Source organism: Pseudomonas sp. MT92 (assembly GCF_058792515.1).
Window position 1 is genome coordinate 165,418 of sequence record NZ_JBXAFA010000001.1, and the last position, 16,900, is coordinate 182,317.

The 16,900-nt window shown below is 60.6% G+C and carries 13 protein-coding genes; 8 read left to right on the top strand and 5 right to left on the bottom strand.

Going from position 1 to position 16,900, the window contains the following annotated elements:
* The first annotated feature begins 39 nt into the window (after window positions 1–39).
* The 4 genes from alr (at window position 40) to AC1Q6D_RS00805 (ending at window position 4,474) form a co-directional block, all read left to right on the top strand.
* Entirely contained in the window at window positions 40–1,113 is a 1,074-nt protein-coding gene (alr, locus tag AC1Q6D_RS00790) for an alanine racemase (protein ID WP_103402927.1), read from the top strand.
* Window positions 1,114–1,241: 128 nt separating this feature from the next.
* The gene (locus AC1Q6D_RS00795; RefSeq protein WP_090326586.1) at window positions 1,242–1,790 is read left to right on the top strand and encodes a cupin domain-containing protein; all 549 of its coding nucleotides are present in this window, start codon (window positions 1,242–1,244) and stop codon (window positions 1,788–1,790) included.
* Between the two features lie 182 nt (window positions 1,791–1,972).
* The gene (locus AC1Q6D_RS00800; protein WP_047535053.1) at window positions 1,973–2,389 is read left to right on the top strand and encodes a c-type cytochrome; all 417 of its coding nucleotides are present in this window, start codon (window positions 1,973–1,975) and stop codon (window positions 2,387–2,389) included.
* A 162-nt stretch (window positions 2,390–2,551) separates the two neighbouring features.
* Window positions 2,552–4,474 carry an acetyl-CoA hydrolase/transferase C-terminal domain-containing protein gene (locus AC1Q6D_RS00805; RefSeq protein ID WP_103402926.1) on the top strand — a complete coding sequence of 641 codons (1,923 nt, stop codon included), beginning with the start codon at window positions 2,552–2,554 and terminating at the stop codon, window positions 4,472–4,474.
* Window positions 4,475–4,541: 67 nt separating this feature from the next.
* Here AC1Q6D_RS00805 and AC1Q6D_RS00810 read toward each other — a convergent pair whose 3' ends face one another.
* Both AC1Q6D_RS00810 and rep read right to left on the bottom strand, forming a co-directional pair.
* Window positions 4,542–5,114: a xanthine phosphoribosyltransferase gene (locus tag AC1Q6D_RS00810; RefSeq protein ID WP_103402925.1), complete on the bottom strand. Its 573-nt coding sequence runs from the start codon at window positions 5,112–5,114 to the stop codon at window positions 4,542–4,544.
* Window positions 5,115–5,170: 56 nt separating this feature from the next.
* Window positions 5,171–7,180 carry a DNA helicase Rep gene (gene rep, locus AC1Q6D_RS00815; RefSeq protein ID WP_047535049.1) on the bottom strand — a complete coding sequence of 670 codons (2,010 nt, stop codon included), beginning with the start codon at window positions 7,178–7,180 and terminating at the stop codon, window positions 5,171–5,173.
* Between the two features lie 278 nt (window positions 7,181–7,458).
* Between rep and AC1Q6D_RS00820 the strand changes: the two genes are divergently transcribed.
* A complete protein-coding gene (locus tag AC1Q6D_RS00820; RefSeq protein WP_047535048.1) occupies window positions 7,459–9,132 on the top strand; it encodes a putative bifunctional diguanylate cyclase/phosphodiesterase in 1,674 nt (557 codons plus the stop codon).
* A gap of 135 nt (window positions 9,133–9,267) precedes the next feature.
* Here AC1Q6D_RS00820 and AC1Q6D_RS00825 read toward each other — a convergent pair whose 3' ends face one another.
* Window positions 9,268–10,665: a NorM family multidrug efflux MATE transporter gene (locus AC1Q6D_RS00825; protein WP_103403007.1), complete on the bottom strand. Its 1,398-nt coding sequence runs from the start codon at window positions 10,663–10,665 to the stop codon at window positions 9,268–9,270.
* Window positions 10,666–10,823: 158 nt separating this feature from the next.
* Between AC1Q6D_RS00825 and AC1Q6D_RS00830 the strand changes: the two genes are divergently transcribed.
* Together AC1Q6D_RS00830 and AC1Q6D_RS00835 are read left to right on the top strand one after the other, a co-directional pair.
* Window positions 10,824–11,744, top strand: coding sequence for a LysR substrate-binding domain-containing protein (locus AC1Q6D_RS00830; protein ID WP_103402924.1), 921 nt, complete (start codon window positions 10,824–10,826; stop codon window positions 11,742–11,744).
* Between the two features lie 185 nt (window positions 11,745–11,929).
* Entirely contained in the window at window positions 11,930–13,906 is a 1,977-nt protein-coding gene (locus tag AC1Q6D_RS00835) for a methyl-accepting chemotaxis protein (protein ID WP_103402923.1), read from the top strand.
* Window positions 13,907–13,940: 34 nt separating this feature from the next.
* Here AC1Q6D_RS00835 and AC1Q6D_RS00840 read toward each other — a convergent pair whose 3' ends face one another.
* Both AC1Q6D_RS00840 and AC1Q6D_RS00845 read right to left on the bottom strand, forming a co-directional pair.
* Window positions 13,941–15,434 carry a YifB family Mg chelatase-like AAA ATPase gene (locus tag AC1Q6D_RS00840; RefSeq protein ID WP_103402922.1) on the bottom strand — a complete coding sequence of 498 codons (1,494 nt, stop codon included), beginning with the start codon at window positions 15,432–15,434 and terminating at the stop codon, window positions 13,941–13,943.
* 433 nt (window positions 15,435–15,867) lie between these two features.
* Complete coding sequence (locus AC1Q6D_RS00845) at window positions 15,868–16,128, bottom strand: accessory factor UbiK family protein (RefSeq protein ID WP_090466396.1); 261 nt, start codon at window positions 16,126–16,128, stop codon at window positions 15,868–15,870.
* 418 nt (window positions 16,129–16,546) lie between these two features.
* Here AC1Q6D_RS00845 and glnK point away from each other — a divergent pair, with 418 nt between their 5' ends.
* A complete protein-coding gene (gene glnK / locus AC1Q6D_RS00850) occupies window positions 16,547–16,885 on the top strand; it encodes a P-II family nitrogen regulator (protein ID WP_002555808.1) in 339 nt (112 codons plus the stop codon).
* The last annotated feature ends 15 nt before the right edge of the window (window positions 16,886–16,900 follow it).

Below are 16,900 nucleotides of genomic sequence, written 5' to 3' on the forward strand. Positions count from 1 at the left end.
CGGTTTTTCTTCCAAACGACCGACCAGAAGTCTGCCGCCATGCGTCCTGCCCGTGCCCTGATCGACCTTCAAGCCCTGCGTCATAACTACCAAATCGCCCGTGAAGTTTCGGGTGCCAAGGCCCTCGCGGTCATCAAGGCTGACGCTTATGGCCATGGCGCGGTGCGTTGCGCCCAGGCGCTGGAAGCCGAGGCCGACGGTTTTGCCGTGGCCTGCATCGAAGAAGCCCTGGAACTGCGGGCTGCGGGCATTCGTGCGCCGGTGCTGTTGCTGGAAGGTTTTTTCGAAGCCGATGAACTGTCGCTGATCGTCGAGCATGACTTCTGGTGCGTGGTGCATTCGCTGTGGCAGCTCGAAGCGATCGAGAAGGCTGCATTGAGCAAACCGATTGTGGTCTGGCTCAAGCTCGATTCGGGCATGCACCGGGTGGGCCTGCATCCGAAGGATTACCAGGCGGCCTATCAACGTCTGCTGGCCAGTGGCAAGGTCGCAAAGATCGTGCTGATGAGCCACTTCGCCCGTGCCGATGAGTTGCACAGTCAAGCGAGCGCCGAGCAGGTCGCGGTGTTCGAAGCGGCGCGTCAGGGGTTGTCGGCCGAGGTCAGCCTGCGCAACTCGCCGGCGGTGCTCGGTTGGCCTCAGGTACCGAGCGATTGGGTGCGCCCGGGCATCATGCTCTACGGCGCCACGCCATTCGAAGAAGCCAATGCCCTGGCTGCACGCCTGCAACCGGTGATGACCCTCGAATCGAAAGTGATCTGCGTGCGTGAACTGCCGGCCGGCGAGCCGATTGGTTATGGCGCCAAATTCATCACCCAGAAACCGATGCGCGTTGGCGTGGTGGCCATGGGTTACGCCGATGGCTACCCGCGCCTGGCGCCAACCGGCACGCCAGTGTTGGTCGCCGGGCAACGTAGCCAATTGATCGGTCGCGTGTCCATGGACATGCTGTGCATCGACCTGACCGATGTGCCGCAAGCGGGCCTGGGTTCTACCGTGGAGCTGTGGGGCAAGAACATTCTGGCCAGTGACGTGGCCATTGCGGCCGGGACAATTCCTTACCAGATCTTCTGCAACCTGCGCCGGGTGCCACTGCTCTATTCCGGGAGCTAAGGCCAGACAGGCCGGACCGGAAGTTGTCTCGCCGAACAGGATTCAGGTCAAAGTGTTGTAAATACTGAACGCTGTCGCCATGATAACGCTCATTATTCCAACAACCTGAATTCCTGGAGGCTCCAGCATTGGACGTCGGTGAGCGACTGCAATCAATCCGTAAGCTGAAAGGTCTTTCCCAGCGTGAGCTCGCCAAGCGCGCGGGCGTCACCAACAGCACCATTTCGATGATCGAGAAGAACAGCGTCAGCCCTTCGATCAGCTCGCTGCGCAAAGTGTTGGGCGGGATTCCCATGTCCATGGTCGAGTTCTTCTCCGAAGAAATCCTGCAGGAAAAACCGGCTCAGATCGTCTACAAAGCCAACGAGCTGATCGATATTTCCGATGGTGCAGTGACCATGAAACTGGTTGGCCGGGCACACCCGAGTCGGGCGATCACGTTCCTCACTGAAATCTACCCGCCAGGCGCCGATACCGGTGAAGAGATGCTCACCCATGAGGGCGAGGAAACCGGCATTTTGGTCGAGGGACGGCTGGAACTGGTGGTGGGACTCGAAACATTTGTGCTCGAAGCGGGCGATAGCTACTACTTTGAAAGTACCAAGCCGCATCGTTTCCGTAATCCGTTCGATGCGCCGGCGCGACTAATCAGCGCAGCTACACCGGCGAACTTTTAAGGAAAGAGGCGCCCTGCCAGCATGGCCGAGGCCCCCGGGCGGTTTTACCGTTACGCAACAAGACCCCTTCGACTTTGGGGTTGTTTCAGTGTCGCGGGCTTACCGCTATACTTGCGCCCGCCTGCGAACCGTGGCCGTAGGCGTGACTAGCCACCATTGAGGGTGAACGCGTGAATCTAATTATGAAAATGCTGGCTGCACCAGCAACCGTATTGGCCCTCTGGGCTGTCAGCGCTCAAGCTGCGACCAACGACGATATTGCCAAGCGCCTTGAGCCAGTCGGCCAGGTGTGTGTTCAGGGTAAAGAGTGCAAGGGCATGGAAGTCGCCGCCTCTGCCGGCGGCGGTGGCGGTGCCAAGACGCCTGACGAAGTGATTGCAAAACATTGCAACGCTTGCCACGGCTCCGGCCTGCTGGGCGCACCGAAAATCGGTGATGCCGCTGCCTGGAAAGATCGTGCCGATCACCAGGGCGGCCTGGACGGCATCCTGGCCAAAGCCATTACCGGTATCAACTCGATGCCGCCTAAAGGCACTTGCGCCGATTGCTCCGACGCCGAGCTCAAAGGCGCGATCCAGAAGATGTCCGGCCTGAAGTAAGGCGCTGCATCTTTCGTAAAAAACCGTCTCCGGACGGTTTTTTTGTGCCCGCGGATCGCCGCTCGCTCCTACAGGGTTTTGTGTTGCTTGCAGGCTGTTCATTGCAACCAAGACCCGGCAAGCTCAGTCCAACCCCGCATCATGGAATGTCAGGAGGTTTGGATGGTTCAGCTGTGTTCTATCGAGCAAGCGGTTGATGACGTGTTGGCACGGTTGCCGGCGCATATCCACATGGGCCTGCCTTTGGGCCTGGGCAAGCCCAATCACTTCGTCAACGCGTTGTATCAACGTATCGCGCAATTGCCGCAGCGGCGGCTGACGATCTACACCGCGCTGTGCCTGGGGCGCCCCGCGCTGGGTGACGGGTTGCAAAAGCGTTTCCTCGAACCCTTCACCGAACGGGTTTTCGGCGATTACCCGGAACTGGATTTCCTTGCCGACCTGCGTCGCGACAGCTTGCCGCGCAACATCCATATCCAGCAGTTTTTCATGCAGCCCGGCAGTCTGCTGCACAGTGAATCGGCCCAACAGGATTACATCAGCAGCAACTACAGCCATGCCGCGCGGGATATCAACGCCGCCGGGTTGAACCTGGTTGCGCAGTTGGTGGCCAGTCATGCCGAGCATCCAGACCGCTTGAGCCTGAGCTGCAACCCGGACATCACCCTCGACCTGTTGCCAATGATCGCCAGGCGCCGGGCCGCCGGGGAGACGATCCTGATGCTTGGCCAGGTGCACAACGATTTGCCCTACATGCCCGGTGATGCCGAGGTCGGCATCGATACGTTTGATCTGCTGATCGACGAAAAGGACAACACCACGCTGTTCTCCACGCCAAACATGCCGGTGGGGTTCCAGGATCACTTCATCGGTTTACACGCCAGCACGCTGGTGCGCGATGGCGGCACCTTGCAGATCGGTATCGGCGCCATGGGCGATGCGCTGACTGCCGCGTTGCTGGCACGGCAGGCCGATAACAGCGGCTACAAGGCGCTGCTGGCGGATCTGAATCTGAGCCAGTGGGCTCAATTGATCGACCGCGAAGGCGGCACCGAGCCGTTCGCCAGGGGCCTTTATGGTTGCAGCGAAATGTTCGTCAACGGTCTGCTGGTGCTGGCGGATGCCGGGATCGTACGGCGCAAGGTCTACCCGGATGTGCCGACCCAGCAACAGGCGAATGCCGGCACCCTGGAAGAAGCGGCGCAGACTGGCGGCATTTCGGTGCATGGCGGCTTCTTCCTCGGGCCGCGCAGTTTCTATGAGCGCTTGCGCGAATGGCCGCAAGGCAAGCGGCTCGCATTCAACATGACCCGTATCAGCTACATCAACGAACTCTATGGCCAGGAAGAGTTAAAGCGCTTGCAGCGCCTCGATGCACGGTTCATCAACACCGCATTCACCATGACCTTGCTCGGCGCGGGCGTGGCGGATCAGCTTGAGGACGGACGCGTGCTCAGCGGGGTGGGCGGGCAGTACAACTTCGTTGCCCAGGGCCATGCATTGCAGGGCGCGCGCTCGGTGCTACTGCTGCGCAGCTGGCGCGAGTCGGGCGGCGATGTCAGTTCCAATATGGTTTGGGAGTATGGTCACTGCACGATACCGCGGCATTTGCGCGACATCGTGGTCACCGAGTACGGCATCGCCGATCTGCGGGGCAAGACCGATGCGGCAGTGATTGAGGCGTTGTTGAATATCAGCGACTCACGTTTCCAGCCGGGGCTGATCGAGCAGGCGCAGAAGGTCGGCAAATTGCCGAAGGATTTCCGTCTCGATCCGCGTTTCACCGACAACAGCCCGCAACGTCTGCAGGCAATTCAGGCGCGGCACCCGCACTTGTTTCCGGAGTATCCGTTGGGCTGCGATTTCACGGAAGTGGAGCGGGACTTGTTGCGGGCGCTGAATTGGCTCAAGAGCAAATTCAAGCTGAGCGAGATTCTGGAGTTGGGCAAGGCTGCGCTGGATGCGCCGGAGCCCGATGCGTTTCCTGAACACTTGGAACGCATGCAACTGACCAACCCTGAAGGATTGAAAGAGGATTTGTATCAGCGATTGTTGCTCGCGGGCCTTAAGGCCACCGCGCCATAACGCCCACCGCAAAACCAACTGTGGGAGCCAGCAGGCTGGCTCCCACAGGTATTGCAGTGTTCGGGCGTTACTCGATGAAGGTCACGACGCCGCCGGCCAGCGACTGCACGCGAGCCAGGGACTCGACGCGATAGCCCTGCGCATCCAGCTCCGCACGACCGCCCTGGAACGACTTCTCGATCACGATCCCCAAACCAGCCACGGTGGCGCCGGCCTGCTTGATGATCGAAATCAGTGCCTGGGACGCCTTACCGTTGGCCAGGAAGTCGTCGATGATCAGCACGCGGTCGCTACTGGTCAGGTGGCGCGGGGAGATCGCGACGGTGCTCTCGGTCTGCTTGGTGAACGAGTAGACGGTCGCCGACAGCAGGTTTTCGGTCAGGGTCAGGGACTGGTGCTTGCGGGCGAAAATCACCGGTACGCCAAGGTTCAGGCCCGTCATGATCGCCGGGGCGATGCCCGAGGCTTCGATGGTGACGATCTTGGTGATGCCCGAGTCCTTGAACAGCGAGGCGAACTCGTCGCCGATCAGCTTCATCAGGGCAGGGTCGATCTGGTGGTTCAAAAAGGCATCGACCTTCAGGACCTGGTCGGAAAGCACGATGCCTTGTTCGCGAATTTTCTGGTGCAGTGCTTCCATGAAACTGTCCTCTTTTGGCGTCTTTTGCGCCGAAGGTCTAGTAAAAGTGGTCAATTCTAGCGCTTTAACATCGCGCGTATATCCGCCAATGCGCTATTGCCGCGAACGGCTTTGACTTCGGTCGGGGTGTCGTCGTTGCCTTCCCAGGCCAGGTCGTCCGGCGGCAGTTCATCGAGGAAGCGACTCGGCGCGCAGTCGATGATCTCGCCGTATTGCTTGCGCTTGGCGGCAAAGGTGAAGGCCAGGGTCTGACGCGCGCGGGTGATCCCGACGTAGGCCAGTCGGCGTTCTTCTTCGATGGTGTCGGCTTCGATGCTGGAGCGGTGGGGGAGGATTTCCTCTTCCATGCCCATGATGAACACGTAAGGGAATTCCAGGCCCTTGGAGGCGTGCAGGGTCATCATCTGCACACCTTCGGCACCGTCTTCCTCTTCCTGTTGACGCTCCAGCATGTCGCGCAGCACCAGTTTGCCGATGGCGTCTTCGACGGTCATTTCGCCGTCTTCGTCTTTTTCCAGGGTGTTCTTCAGCGCCTCGATCAGGAACCAGACGTTACCCATGCGGTAGTCGGCGGCCTTGTCGCTGGAGCTGTTGGTACGCAGCCAGTTCTCGTAGTCGATGTCCATGACCATGCTGCGCAGGGCCGAGATCGGGTCTTCGCCGGCGCATTGTTCGCGCACCTTGTCCATGAAGCGCTTGAAGCGCGACAGGCGATCGGTGAAGCGTGAATCCAGGTGCTCGCCCAGGCCGATTTCGTCGGTGGCGGCGTACATCGAGATTTTTCGCTCGGTGGCGTAGTTGCCCAGCTTCTCCAGCGTCGTCGAACCGATTTCACGGCGCGGGACGTTGATCACCCGCAGGAAGGCGTTGTCGTCGTCCGGGTTCACGATCAGGCGGAAGTAGGCCATCAGGTCTTTCACTTCCTGGCGTCCGAAAAAGCTGTTGCCGCCGGACAGGCGATACGGCACCTGGTGGTGCTGCAATTTCAGCTCGATCAGCTTGGCCTGGTAGTTACCGCGATACAGGATGGCGAAATCGCTGTAAGGGCGATCGGTGCGCAAGTGCAGGCTGAGGATTTCCACGGCCACGCGCTCGGCTTCGGCGTCTTCGTTGCGGCAGCGGATCACGCGGATCTCGTCGCCGTGGCCCATTTCACTCCACAGCTGCTTTTCGAACTCGTGGGGGTTGTTCGAAATCAGCACGTTGGCGCAGCGCAGGATGCGGCTGGTGGAGCGATAGTTTTGCTCCAGCATCACCACTTTCAACGACGGGTAGTCGTCCTTGAGCAGCATCAGGTTTTCCGGGCGCGCGCCGCGCCAGGCATAGATCGACTGGTCGTCGTCGCCCACCACGGTGAACTGGTTACGTTTGCCGATGAGCATTTTCACCAGCAGGTACTGGCTGGCGTTGGTGTCCTGGTATTCGTCCACCAGCAGGTAACGCACCTTGTTCTGCCACTTTTCCAGGATGTCGGCGTGTTCTTCGAACAGCTTCACCGGCAGCAGGATCAAGTCGTCGAAGTCCACCGCGTTGAACGCCTTGAGCGTGCGCTGGTAGTGGGTGTAGACGATGGCAGCCGTCTGTTCCTTCGGGTTGCGTGCGTTTTCCAGGGCCTGGGGCGGCAGGATCAGGTCGTTCTTCCAGGCGCCGATCATGTTCTTGATCTCGTCGACGCCGTCGTCGCCCGAGTATTCCTTCTGCATGATGTCGGTCATCAGGGCCTTGACGTCGGCCTCGTCGAAAATCGAGAAGCCCGGCTTATAGCCCAGCCGCGCGTGCTCCTTGCGGATGATGTTCAGGCCCAGGTTGTGGAAGGTACAGACCGTCAAACCGCGGCCTTCACCGGCGCGCAGCAGCGTGCCGACCCGTTCCTTCATCTCGCGCGCCGCCTTGTTGGTAAAGGTCATGGCGACGATGTACTGGGCGCGGATGCCACAGTTCTGGATCAAGTGTGCGATCTTGCGCGTGATCACGCTGGTCTTGCCGGAGCCAGCGCCGGCGAGCACCAAAAGAGGGCCGCCGACGTAGCTCACGGCTTCTTGCTGCCGGGGATTGAGTCGGGACATACGTAAATTCAGGAGTCAGTACGAAATGGGCCGGCATTTTAACAGGCTCAGCGATTTGTGCTGCTCTGTCCGACTTGTGACGTACAACGCGATCTCTATTTGCCGGTTTTGTTACTTTCACGCAGGATGCGCGACCAAATTGCGTCTACTGTTCGTAATTCCGGATACAAAGGCTTCGTTTTGATAACTGATGTCATTGGTCATTAGTCATTGGTCATTGGTTATCGGCACGGCATAATGCCCACCGCCTACATATTTGCAGAGTCTAGGGAGCTAGCTTGTCTACGCCTGTCGAACCCTTGCGTTTGCTGCTACTGGCCGAAGAGCCAGCGTGGGCAGCGTTGTTGCGCGAGTGTCTGGCTCCGATGGGGAGCTCGGCCGTGCTCATCAGCGCGCCGAGTTGGGAGTCGGTCAGCAGTCTGTTCGATGACAACCGCAGTGCGGTGTTGTTGACCGTCCCGGCTCTTCAGCCGGCGCCTGGCCGTTGCTGTCTGCCGACGGTGTTGCTGCTTGAACATGAACCGCTGACTCCACCCGACGGTGTGAGTGACTGGCTGGTACGCGAGCATCTCGACCCGAGCATGCTGCGCCGGTGCCTGCGGCATGTGCGTGAGCGTGGCGTGCTGGAAACCACCCTGCAACGACTCGCCGAGCAAGACCCGCTCACCGGCATTGCCAATCGCCAGGGCTTCCAGACCTTGCTGACGGCGCGATTGGCCGAAAACGAAGGGCGAGGCCTGGCGCTGGGCCACCTGGACCTCGATAACTTCCGTCATGCCAACGACGCCCTCGGCCATCAGGCCGGTGACCGGTTGATCCTGCAAGTGGTCGCGCGGCTCAAAAGCCAGCTTGAGGCCGGCGATCAACTGGCACGGCTGGGCAGCGATGAATTCGCGTTGCTGATCGACACCCGCCGCGCGCCTCAACGCGCGGAATGGATGGCCGAGCGCATCACCGAAGCGCTGGCCGAGCCGTATTGGGTCGATGGTGAGAGCCTGCTGATCGGTTCCAGCCTGGGCATTGCCCACGCCCGGGCCCAGGCCGGTGCCGATCCGTTGATGTGGCATGCACACATCGCCATGCAACAGGCCAAGAGCACTCAGGGCTGTACCTTCCATATCTTCAACGAACGCATCAACCGCAATGCCCGCAGCATCGCCGACCTCGAAAGCGAACTGCGCCGGGCATTGCGCCGCGATGAGCTGGAACTGCATTACCAGCCACGCCTGAACCTTGAGGACGGGCAAATCGTCGGACTCGAGGCGTTGGTGCGCTGGCGCCACGGCGAGCGTGGCTTGTTGCCACCGAGCGAGTTCGTGCCGCTGGCCGAGCAAAGCGGTCTGATCGTGCCGCTGGGGTACTGGGTCATTTCCCGGGCCTTGCGCGACATGCAGGCATTGCTCGAGCTCGGGATACCGCCATTACACATGGCGATCAACCTGTCATTCCGACAGTTTCAAGACAGTCAGTTGCTCTCGACCCTGAGCCGGCTGATTGCCGAACGTGGCGTCGAGGCGCAATGGCTGGAGTTCGAATTGACCGAAACCGCGGTCATGCGCCGCAGCGATCTGGTGAAGCAGACCATGGATGCCCTCGGGCGCCTTGGGGTGCGCTTCTCCCTCGACGACTTCGGCACCGGGTTTTCCTCGTTCGTACACCTCAATAGCCTGCCGATTACCTTGCTGAAGATCGACAAGAGTTTTGTCGGCGGCATGGAGCAACGGGAAGAGAATCGCAAACTGGTCCACGCGATGATCAACCTGGCGCACAACCTCAACCTCGAAGTCGTCGCCGAAGGGGTGGAGACGTCGGAGCAACTGGACTTGTTGCGCGGGTTTGAGTGCGATCAGGTACAGGGTTATCTGATCAGCAAGCCGTTGGCCTTGGCGGATCTGGTGGAGTACCTGACGTTTGACTCCAGTCAGAAGGCGCCGCTGGAAATCGTCAGCTGACCGCGAATAATTGGCTGCCACGGAGCCCTGTAGGAGCGAGCTTGCTCGCGATGATCGACAACGATAACGCTGGTTCGCAGGTGCACCGCGGCGTTCTCAGGTTTATCGCGAGCAAGCTCGCTCCTACAAGGGATCTCAGTCGGTCTGAGCAACCCCGAAGCGCTGCTCTGATGTTGTGTCCCGCCGAATCATGCGCTTCATCTTCCACTCGAACGCCAGTGTCAGGCTCACCGCCGAGCACGCCAGGCCCAGCGCCAGGCCCCACCAGACGCCCGTCGGCCCCCATTGCAAGTCGAACGCCATCCACCAGGCCGCTGGCGCGCCGATCAGCCAATAGCAAGCCAGACCAACCAGGAACGTGGTCTTGGCGTCCTTGAGGCCACGAATGCAGCCCATGGCGATGGTTTGCGTCCCGTCGAACAGCTCGAACCACGCCGCCACCGCCAACAGGCTCACCGCCAGGTGGATGACGTCGCGAAACGCCGGGTCGTTGTGGTCAAGAAACAGCCCCACCAACTGGTTCGGCAACAGCCAGAACACCATCGCAAAACACAGCATCGCCGCAGCACCGAAAGCGAGGCCGACCCGGCCAGCCAGTCGTGCATCGGGCAGTTGCCCGGCGCCGTAGTGCTGGCCGATGCGCATGGTGATCGCGTAGGAAATCCCCGCTGGCACCATGAACGCCACCGAAACGATCTGCAGGGCGATCTGGTGTGCTCCCAATGGCGTGCTGCCCATGGTGCCCATGCACAGCGCCGCGAAGGCAAACAACCCGACCTCCACTGCGTAGGTGCCGCCAATCGGCAGGCCCAGACGCCACAGCTCTTTCAGGTACGGCCGGTTGAGCCGCAGCAGGCCATGACGTAGCGGATAGGCGTCGTAAGCCGGATGCCGACGAATGTGCAGCGCCAATGCCAGGGCCATGATGTTGGCGACAATCGCCGTGACCAGGCCAATCCCCATCAGCCCCAGTTTCGGCAGGCCGAACAGGCCGGTAATCAGGGCGTAGTTGAGCAGGAAGTTCGCCACCGTACCGCCCAGGCTGATCACCATCACTGGCGTGGCCCGGCCGATGGCGCTGGTGAAACCACGCAGGGCCATGAAGCTCAGGTAGCCGGGCAGGGCGAACGGCAGAAAGATCAGAAACTGACCCGCCGACTGGACGTTGATCTCAGCCTGGCCGAACAGCAGCAGCACCGGTTTCAGATTCCACAGCAGCAAACCGGCGACCAGTGCCATCAGCCACGCCAGCCACAATCCGGCCTGGGTCAACCGTGTCGCGCCGAGGATATCGCCGGCACCCTGACGGATCGCCACCAGGGTGCCGACCGCAGCAATGACGCCGATGCAAAAAATCGACACGAACGAATAGGTCGCCGCGCCGAGTCCACCACCGGCCAATGCCTCGGGACTCAGGCGCGCCATCATCAAGGTGTCGGTGAGGACCATCAACATGTGCGCCAACTGCGAGGCAATCAACGGCCCCGCCAGCCGCAGGATGGCCCAGAGTTCAATACGCGCTGGATGCTGCATGGTCATCACGCTCGTTTATCAAAGAGGACAGGAAAGCGTCGATTCTCGGCGCTCTGCGCGGAATGCACAAAGGGATAAAAAGGATGGGTGGCATGATTAAAACTCATGCTGGAGAGTTTCTGCTAGGGTGGCCTTATCCCGCTGTAGGAGCTTTCCCAATGTCACGTCGCCTTCCTCCCTTGTATGCCTTGCGCGCATTCGAAGCTGCGGCGCGGCACAGTTCGTTTACGCGAGCGGCTGAAGAACTGTCGATCACCCAGAGTGCGGTCAGCCGGCACATTCGTACGCTCGAAGAGCACTTTGCCTGCCGTCTGTTTCATCGCAGTGGTCGCCATCTGCAACTGACCGAATCGGCTCGCTTGCTGTTGCCGGGCATCCGCGAGGGGTTCACCGCACTGGAGCGCGCCTGTAACACCCTGCGCGCCGAAGACGACATCCTGCGCATGAAAGCGCCGTCGACCCTGACCATGCGCTGGTTGCTGGCGCGCCTGAGTCGTTTCCGCCATCTGCAACCGGGCAACGAGGTGCAATTGACCAGCGCCTGGATGGATGTCGATTCGGTGGATTTCAACGACGAGCCGTTCGACTGTGCCGTGTTGCTGAGCAACGGGCACTTCCCGCCGGATTGGGAGGCGAGTTATCTGTTTCCCGAGGAACTGATCCCGGTGGGCGCGCCCAACCTGCCGAGCGATCAGCCCTGGGACGCGGCGCGGCTGGCGAACACCGAGTTGCTGCACCCGACACCGGACCGGCGCGACTGGCGTAACTGGCTGGAGCGCATGGGCCTGGCCGATCAAGTGTCACTCAAGGGGGGGCAGGTGTTCGATACGCTGGAACTGGGCATGATCGCGGCCGCCCGCGGCTACGGCGTGTCCATGGGGGATCTGCTGATGGTGGCGGAGGATGTGGCGCAGGGACGCTTGAGCCTGCCATGGCCGACGGCGGTCGCCAGCGGCGAGCGTTATTACCTGGTCTGGCCGAAAACCCGTCCCGGTGGCGAGCGTATGCGTCGGCTCAGCGATTTCCTGCAAAGTGAAGTCCGGGCGATGGAATTGCCGGATGTCGAGCACTTGAGCTGAAACGATAGAGCCGCCGCAATGGCGGCCTTAAGCAATATCCCGGTTTTTTACTCAAGTATTCCCTCCCTCCGCCGAAAATCTGCAAGTGGGACCTTCGTGCAGGTTCGACGCTTTCCCCATTATCAGAAATTTTGCTGAGTGTGCGTTGCGATCAGGATGATCCGGGCGCTCGGCCAGGAGCCGTCATGTCTCAACCTCGTGCCCGGATCGCCTCGCAGTTGGGTCTTGCGCTCGCTGTGATTCTGGTGACTGTCATCAGCGCAAGTACCTTGTTCGCCCTGCGTTCGCTGAACACCGCCAACCTGGCCACCCGCGAAGAGCATCTGGCGAGCGAAGCCCGGTTATTGGCCGATCAGCTGAGCACCTTCCACGGTACGTTGCGTGAAAGCACCCAGCGCCTGGCGGGCCTGTTCGAAAAGCGTTTCAGTGCTGGCCTGAGCGTGCACCCTGATGAGCCGGTAACGGTTGCGGGCACGCAGACTCCGGGGCTGCATCTGGGCAGCGAAGTGCTCAACAACAACTTCAAGGAAGTGGATGAGTTCAAGCAGATGACCGCTGGCGTGGCGACAGTGTTCGTGCGCAGCGGCGAAGACTTTATCCGGGTCAGTACCTCCCTGAGCAAACAGGACGGCAGCCGGGCCATCGGCACCCTGCTTGATCATGCTCACCCGGCCTACGCACGCCTGATCGCGGGGCAGGGCTATGTCGGGCGTGCCTTGCTGTTCGATCGCTCCTACATGACGCAATACACCCCGGTACGGGACAGCAGCGGCAAGGTGATTGCCGTCCTGTTCGTGGGCTTCGATTACACCGACGCGCAGAACGCGCAGTTCGAAAACCTCAAGCGTTTCCGCATCGGCCAGACCGGTTCACTGGCACTGTTGGACGAGCAGAACAAATGGCTGGTACCGATTGCCGGTGTGCAAGCGCTGGATCAGGCCGTGCCGGCCGTCGTGGCGCTGGTCAAGACGCCGGGCAAAGGCCGGTTCTGGAGCGACAAGTCCGAAGATTTCTACAGCATTGCCGTGCCGTTTGAAGGCGGCCCGTGGTCGGTGGTGGCGAGCATGCCGAAAACCGAAATCGGCGCTGTGACCTGGAGTGTCGGTATCCAGTTGGCTATCGGCAGTCTGTTGGCGATGTTGCTGGCGGTCGGCGCGGCCGTCTGGCTGTTGCGCAGCAAACTGGCGCCGCTGGGGGATCTGGTGCGTCAGGCCGAAGCCTTGGGCGCCGGTGATTTGAGCGTGCGTCTAAGCGTGTCGAGCAACGATGAAATCGGCCAGTTGGCTCGTGCGTTTAACCAGATGAGTCAAGCGTTGTCGACCATGGTCGAGCACATTCGCAACGCCTCGATGGAGGTCAACAGCCGCGCCCAGGCCTTGTCCGGTTTATCCGGCGGCGCCTATGAAGGGATGGAGCAGCAATCGGGCGAGATCACCAGCATGGCCGGGGCCGTGGAAGAGTTCAGCGCCACCTCCCTGAACATCGCCGACAACATGGGCAACACCCAGCGCCTGGCCCAGGAAAACGCTCAGCAAACCCGGATCGGTCGCACGTCGATGGACGAAGCTTCCTCGTCCCTGGAGCAAATCGCCGGTGCACTGAACAGCACCGCGACGGTGATCAACACTTTGGGCCAGCGCTCCCAGGAAATCGGCGGCATCGTTGGCGTCATCACCTCGATCGCCGAACAAACCAACTTGTTGGCGCTTAATGCTGCGATCGAAGCGGCGCGTGCCGGTGAGCAGGGGCGTGGCTTTGCCGTGGTGGCCGATGAGGTGCGCAACCTGGCTTCGCGCACCCGTCAGGCCACGGACGAGATTTCCGTGATGATCCAGAGCATCCAGCAGGAAACCGGCAACGCCATCAGCACCATGGAGCAGGGTAATGTGCTGATGCAGGAAGGCTTGTCGCGCAATGCCAATGTCGCCTCCGCGCTGGCGCGTATCGACGAGCAAAGCCGTTCGGCTGGCCAGCAATTCGCCGCGATCACCACGGCGACCCAGGAGCAGAGCAGCACCGCGACCTTGCTCAGCAGTAACTTGCAAAGCATTGCCCTGGCGAATAGCGAGCAGCGGGAAGTGGTGTCGAACCTGGCGGTCACTGCCAAAGAGCTGGAGAAGCTGGCGGCAGACTTGCGTGCCGAGGTTGACCGGTTTCGTTGAGGTGCTTTTGAAATAGTCGATGCGGCGTCGGCACTTATTGCATCGCCGGCCGATACTGCAATGCTTCCGCCAGATGCTCACGCCTGATCCCGTCGACCTGCTCCAGATCCGCCAAGGTTCGCGCCACCTTCAGCAGCCGATGCGCCGAGCGCAGCGACAGGGTCAGCCTTTCACAGGCCGTTTCCAGCCAGGTCTCATCGACTGTGGATAACGTGCAGTGCCGGCGCAGCCCCGGCAAATCGAGAAAGGCGTTGGCGCACCCTTGGCGCTTTTGCTGTCGTTCACGGGCTTCAGCGACCCGCTCCGCCGCGCTGGCGCTGTCCTCTCCGGGTTTCACCGTCGGATTCAGCGCCGTGGCCTCCCGCGCAACCGTCAGGTGCAAATCGATCCGATCCAGCAACGGCCCGGACAGTTTGTTGCGATAGCGCTGGACCATGTCCGGGGTGCAGGAGCAGCGGCCAGTGGGTTCGCCAAGATATCCACAGGGGCACGGATTCATTGCCGCCACCAGCTGAAAACGTGCCGGGAATCGCACGCGATCCTTCGCTCGGGAAATCACGATATGGCCCGACTCCAGAGGCTCCCTTAACACCTCCAGTACTTTGCGGTCGAACTCCGGAAGCTCATCGAGAAACAAAACACCGTGGTGGGCGAGGGTAATTTCACCGGGCTGCGGTTTCGAGCCGCCACCGACCAGCGCCGGGCCTGAAGCCGAGTGGTGCGGTTGTCGGAAGGGGCGCTGCGGCCAATGACTCAAAGGGACGCAACTGGTGACTGACTGAATCGCCGCCACTTCCAGTGCTTCGCACTCGGCCAGGGGCGGCAACAGCCCTGGCAGGCGACTCGCCAGAAGCGTCTTGCCCGTTCCCGGAGGTCCGCTGAACAGCAAGTTATGCGCGCCGGCTGCAGCAATCAGCAACGCCCGTTTGGCGGCTTGCTGGCCCTGCACTTCGTTCAGGTCGGGATAGGGTTTGCTGGCGTGGATCAATCCATCGGAGACATAGGGTTCTACCGGCGTGTGTCCATTGAAATGCGCCACGGCCTGCAGCAGATGATCCACCGCAATCACCTTCAACCCCGACGCCAGGCACGCCTCCTCGGCATTCGCGCTCGGCACCATCAACGAACGCCCGGCCTTGCGCGCGGCCAGTGCCGCCGGCAACACGCCTCGCACCGCACGCACTGCGCCTGACAGGGCCAGCTCACCCAGACATTCCACGTCATCGAGCGTCAACGTCGGCACCTGCACGCTGGCCGAAAGAATCCCCAGGGCAATCGCCAGATCGAACCGTCCGCCATCCTTGGGCAAATCCGCCGGTGCCAGATTCAGGGTGATGCGCCGCGCCGGAAACTGCAGCCCCGAATTGATGATCGCACTGCGCACCCGATCCTTGCTCTCTTTCACCGCTGCCTCAGGCAGGCCGACCATGGTCAGCGACGGTAAGCCATTGGCCAGATGAACTTCGACGGTGACGGCGGGCGCATCCACGCCAATCTGGGCGCGGCTGTGGACGATGGAGAGGGACATGGTCGTTCCTTGAGTTGTACGGGGGCCGCTTCCTGCGGGTTTTTGAAGGGTAGACGGCAGCGCTGTTTCCGCAGTGCATGGAAGAGAAGGAATTTTCGCAAGATGTTGCGCCGTTCCACGGGCAGCGTATTGATTCTGTGGCGAGGGGAGCGCTCCCTCGCCATAAGCATTCCATCGTTTAATTTCTTTGAAGAGACATTGATGTGCGATGCGCTAGTGTTGGTCGAAAGTGGTCAGTTATTGCATTAGAAAGGGTGGATTAGCGGCGCAATCAGACGGCGGATGAGAGGTTCGTAGGATGTTGCCGGGACTCTTGCGGGCTTGAAGACCGCAGTCTCGGCAATTCCTACAGATAAATCTGACGGTCGTTACGACCTTGTGGCGAGCAGGCTCGCCTACACGGTGGAATGGGGTTAACCATTGGGGAGCGGCGTTATTCGGAGGGTGGATTCAGTTTCGCTTCCAGTTCCGCGACCTTCGTCTCAAGTGCTTCCAACCGTGCCCGCGTCCGCGCCAGCACGACCATCTGGCTATCAAACTCTTCCCGGCTCACCAGATCCAGTTTGCTGAAGCCGCTTTGCAGCAGGGCCTTGAACTGGCTTTCGATTTCGCTTTTCGGCAATGGGGTGTCGCCGCTGAAGAGACGGGAGGCGGTGCCCGTCAGGGCGTCGAGGAAGTCTTTGGGCGCGAGCATGGGAAAGGTCCTGATAACAATGGCCGGCAGTGTATCACGCAGTGTCTATAGTCATTTCGCGGGCAAAGGATGCACGCTTTTCGCGCATGGGGACGGACGGCATCGCACCGTTGTTGTGCGTAACGCGTGCGGTGTTGTTGCGAAGTCGCTGCCATCTGCTGGTAAAGGCTTGAAAACAGTACGTTTTGTGGAGATGGCAAGCTTTCTGCTTAGACGGTAGTGACCCATGCACTGATGCAGTCGCTGTGACGAATGCAGTGCGCCAAGCGGAGCACGGGAAGTGTTTCGTGAGGAGCGGGTAGCTGGCGTCGGACGGGCAAGTAAGGTCGACGATGCGTTACAAAGCCAGGCACTGCGCTTAGACTTGAGACGGGTTTGTTTTCCTGGGGCAAGTCCACCAATTCGGGAGAGAGTTTTCATGAAGCTAGTCACTGCCATCATCAAGCCGTTCAAGTTGGACGATGTGCGCGAGTCGTTGTCCGAGATCGGCGTGCAGGGCATTACCGTCACTGAAGTCAAAGGCTTCGGTCGGCAGAAGGGTCACACCGAGCTGTATCGTGGCGCGGAGTATGTGGTCGATTTCCTGCCAAAGGTGAAGATTGATGTCGCCATTGACGACAAGGATCTCGACCGGGTTATCGAGGCGATAACCAAGGCCGCCAACACCGGCAAGATCGGTGACGGCAAGATCTTCGTGGTCAATCTGGAACAGGCGATTCGCATCCGTACCGGCGAAACCGATACCGACGCAATCTAAGCCGCCACAAACCCA

What these genes read in the sequence shown, in the direction of transcription:
- alr (WP_103402927.1), top strand. Translation starts at nt 40, where the DNA reads ATGCGTCCTGCCCGTGCCCTGATCGACCTTCAAGCCCTGCGTCATAAC.
- AC1Q6D_RS00800 (WP_047535053.1), top strand. Translation starts at nt 1,973, where the DNA reads ATGAAAATGCTGGCTGCACCAGCAACCGTATTGGCCCTCTGGGCTGTC.
- AC1Q6D_RS00805 (WP_103402926.1), top strand. Translation starts at nt 2,552, where the DNA reads ATGGTTCAGCTGTGTTCTATCGAGCAAGCGGTTGATGACGTGTTGGCA.
- AC1Q6D_RS00810 (WP_103402925.1), bottom strand. Translation starts at nt 5,114, where the DNA reads ATGGAAGCACTGCACCAGAAAATTCGCGAACAAGGCATCGTGCTTTCC.
- rep (WP_047535049.1), bottom strand. Translation starts at nt 7,180, where the DNA reads ATGTCCCGACTCAATCCCCGGCAGCAAGAAGCCGTGAGCTACGTCGGC.
- AC1Q6D_RS00825 (WP_103403007.1), bottom strand. Translation starts at nt 10,665, where the DNA reads ATGCAGCATCCAGCGCGTATTGAACTCTGGGCCATCCTGCGGCTGGCG.
- AC1Q6D_RS00830 (WP_103402924.1), top strand. Translation starts at nt 10,824, where the DNA reads ATGTCACGTCGCCTTCCTCCCTTGTATGCCTTGCGCGCATTCGAAGCT.
- AC1Q6D_RS00835 (WP_103402923.1), top strand. Translation starts at nt 11,930, where the DNA reads ATGTCTCAACCTCGTGCCCGGATCGCCTCGCAGTTGGGTCTTGCGCTC.
- AC1Q6D_RS00840 (WP_103402922.1), bottom strand. Translation starts at nt 15,434, where the DNA reads ATGTCCCTCTCCATCGTCCACAGCCGCGCCCAGATTGGCGTGGATGCG.
- AC1Q6D_RS00845 (WP_090466396.1), bottom strand. Translation starts at nt 16,128, where the DNA reads ATGCTCGCGCCCAAAGACTTCCTCGACGCCCTGACGGGCACCGCCTCC.
- glnK (WP_002555808.1), top strand. Translation starts at nt 16,547, where the DNA reads ATGAAGCTAGTCACTGCCATCATCAAGCCGTTCAAGTTGGACGATGTG.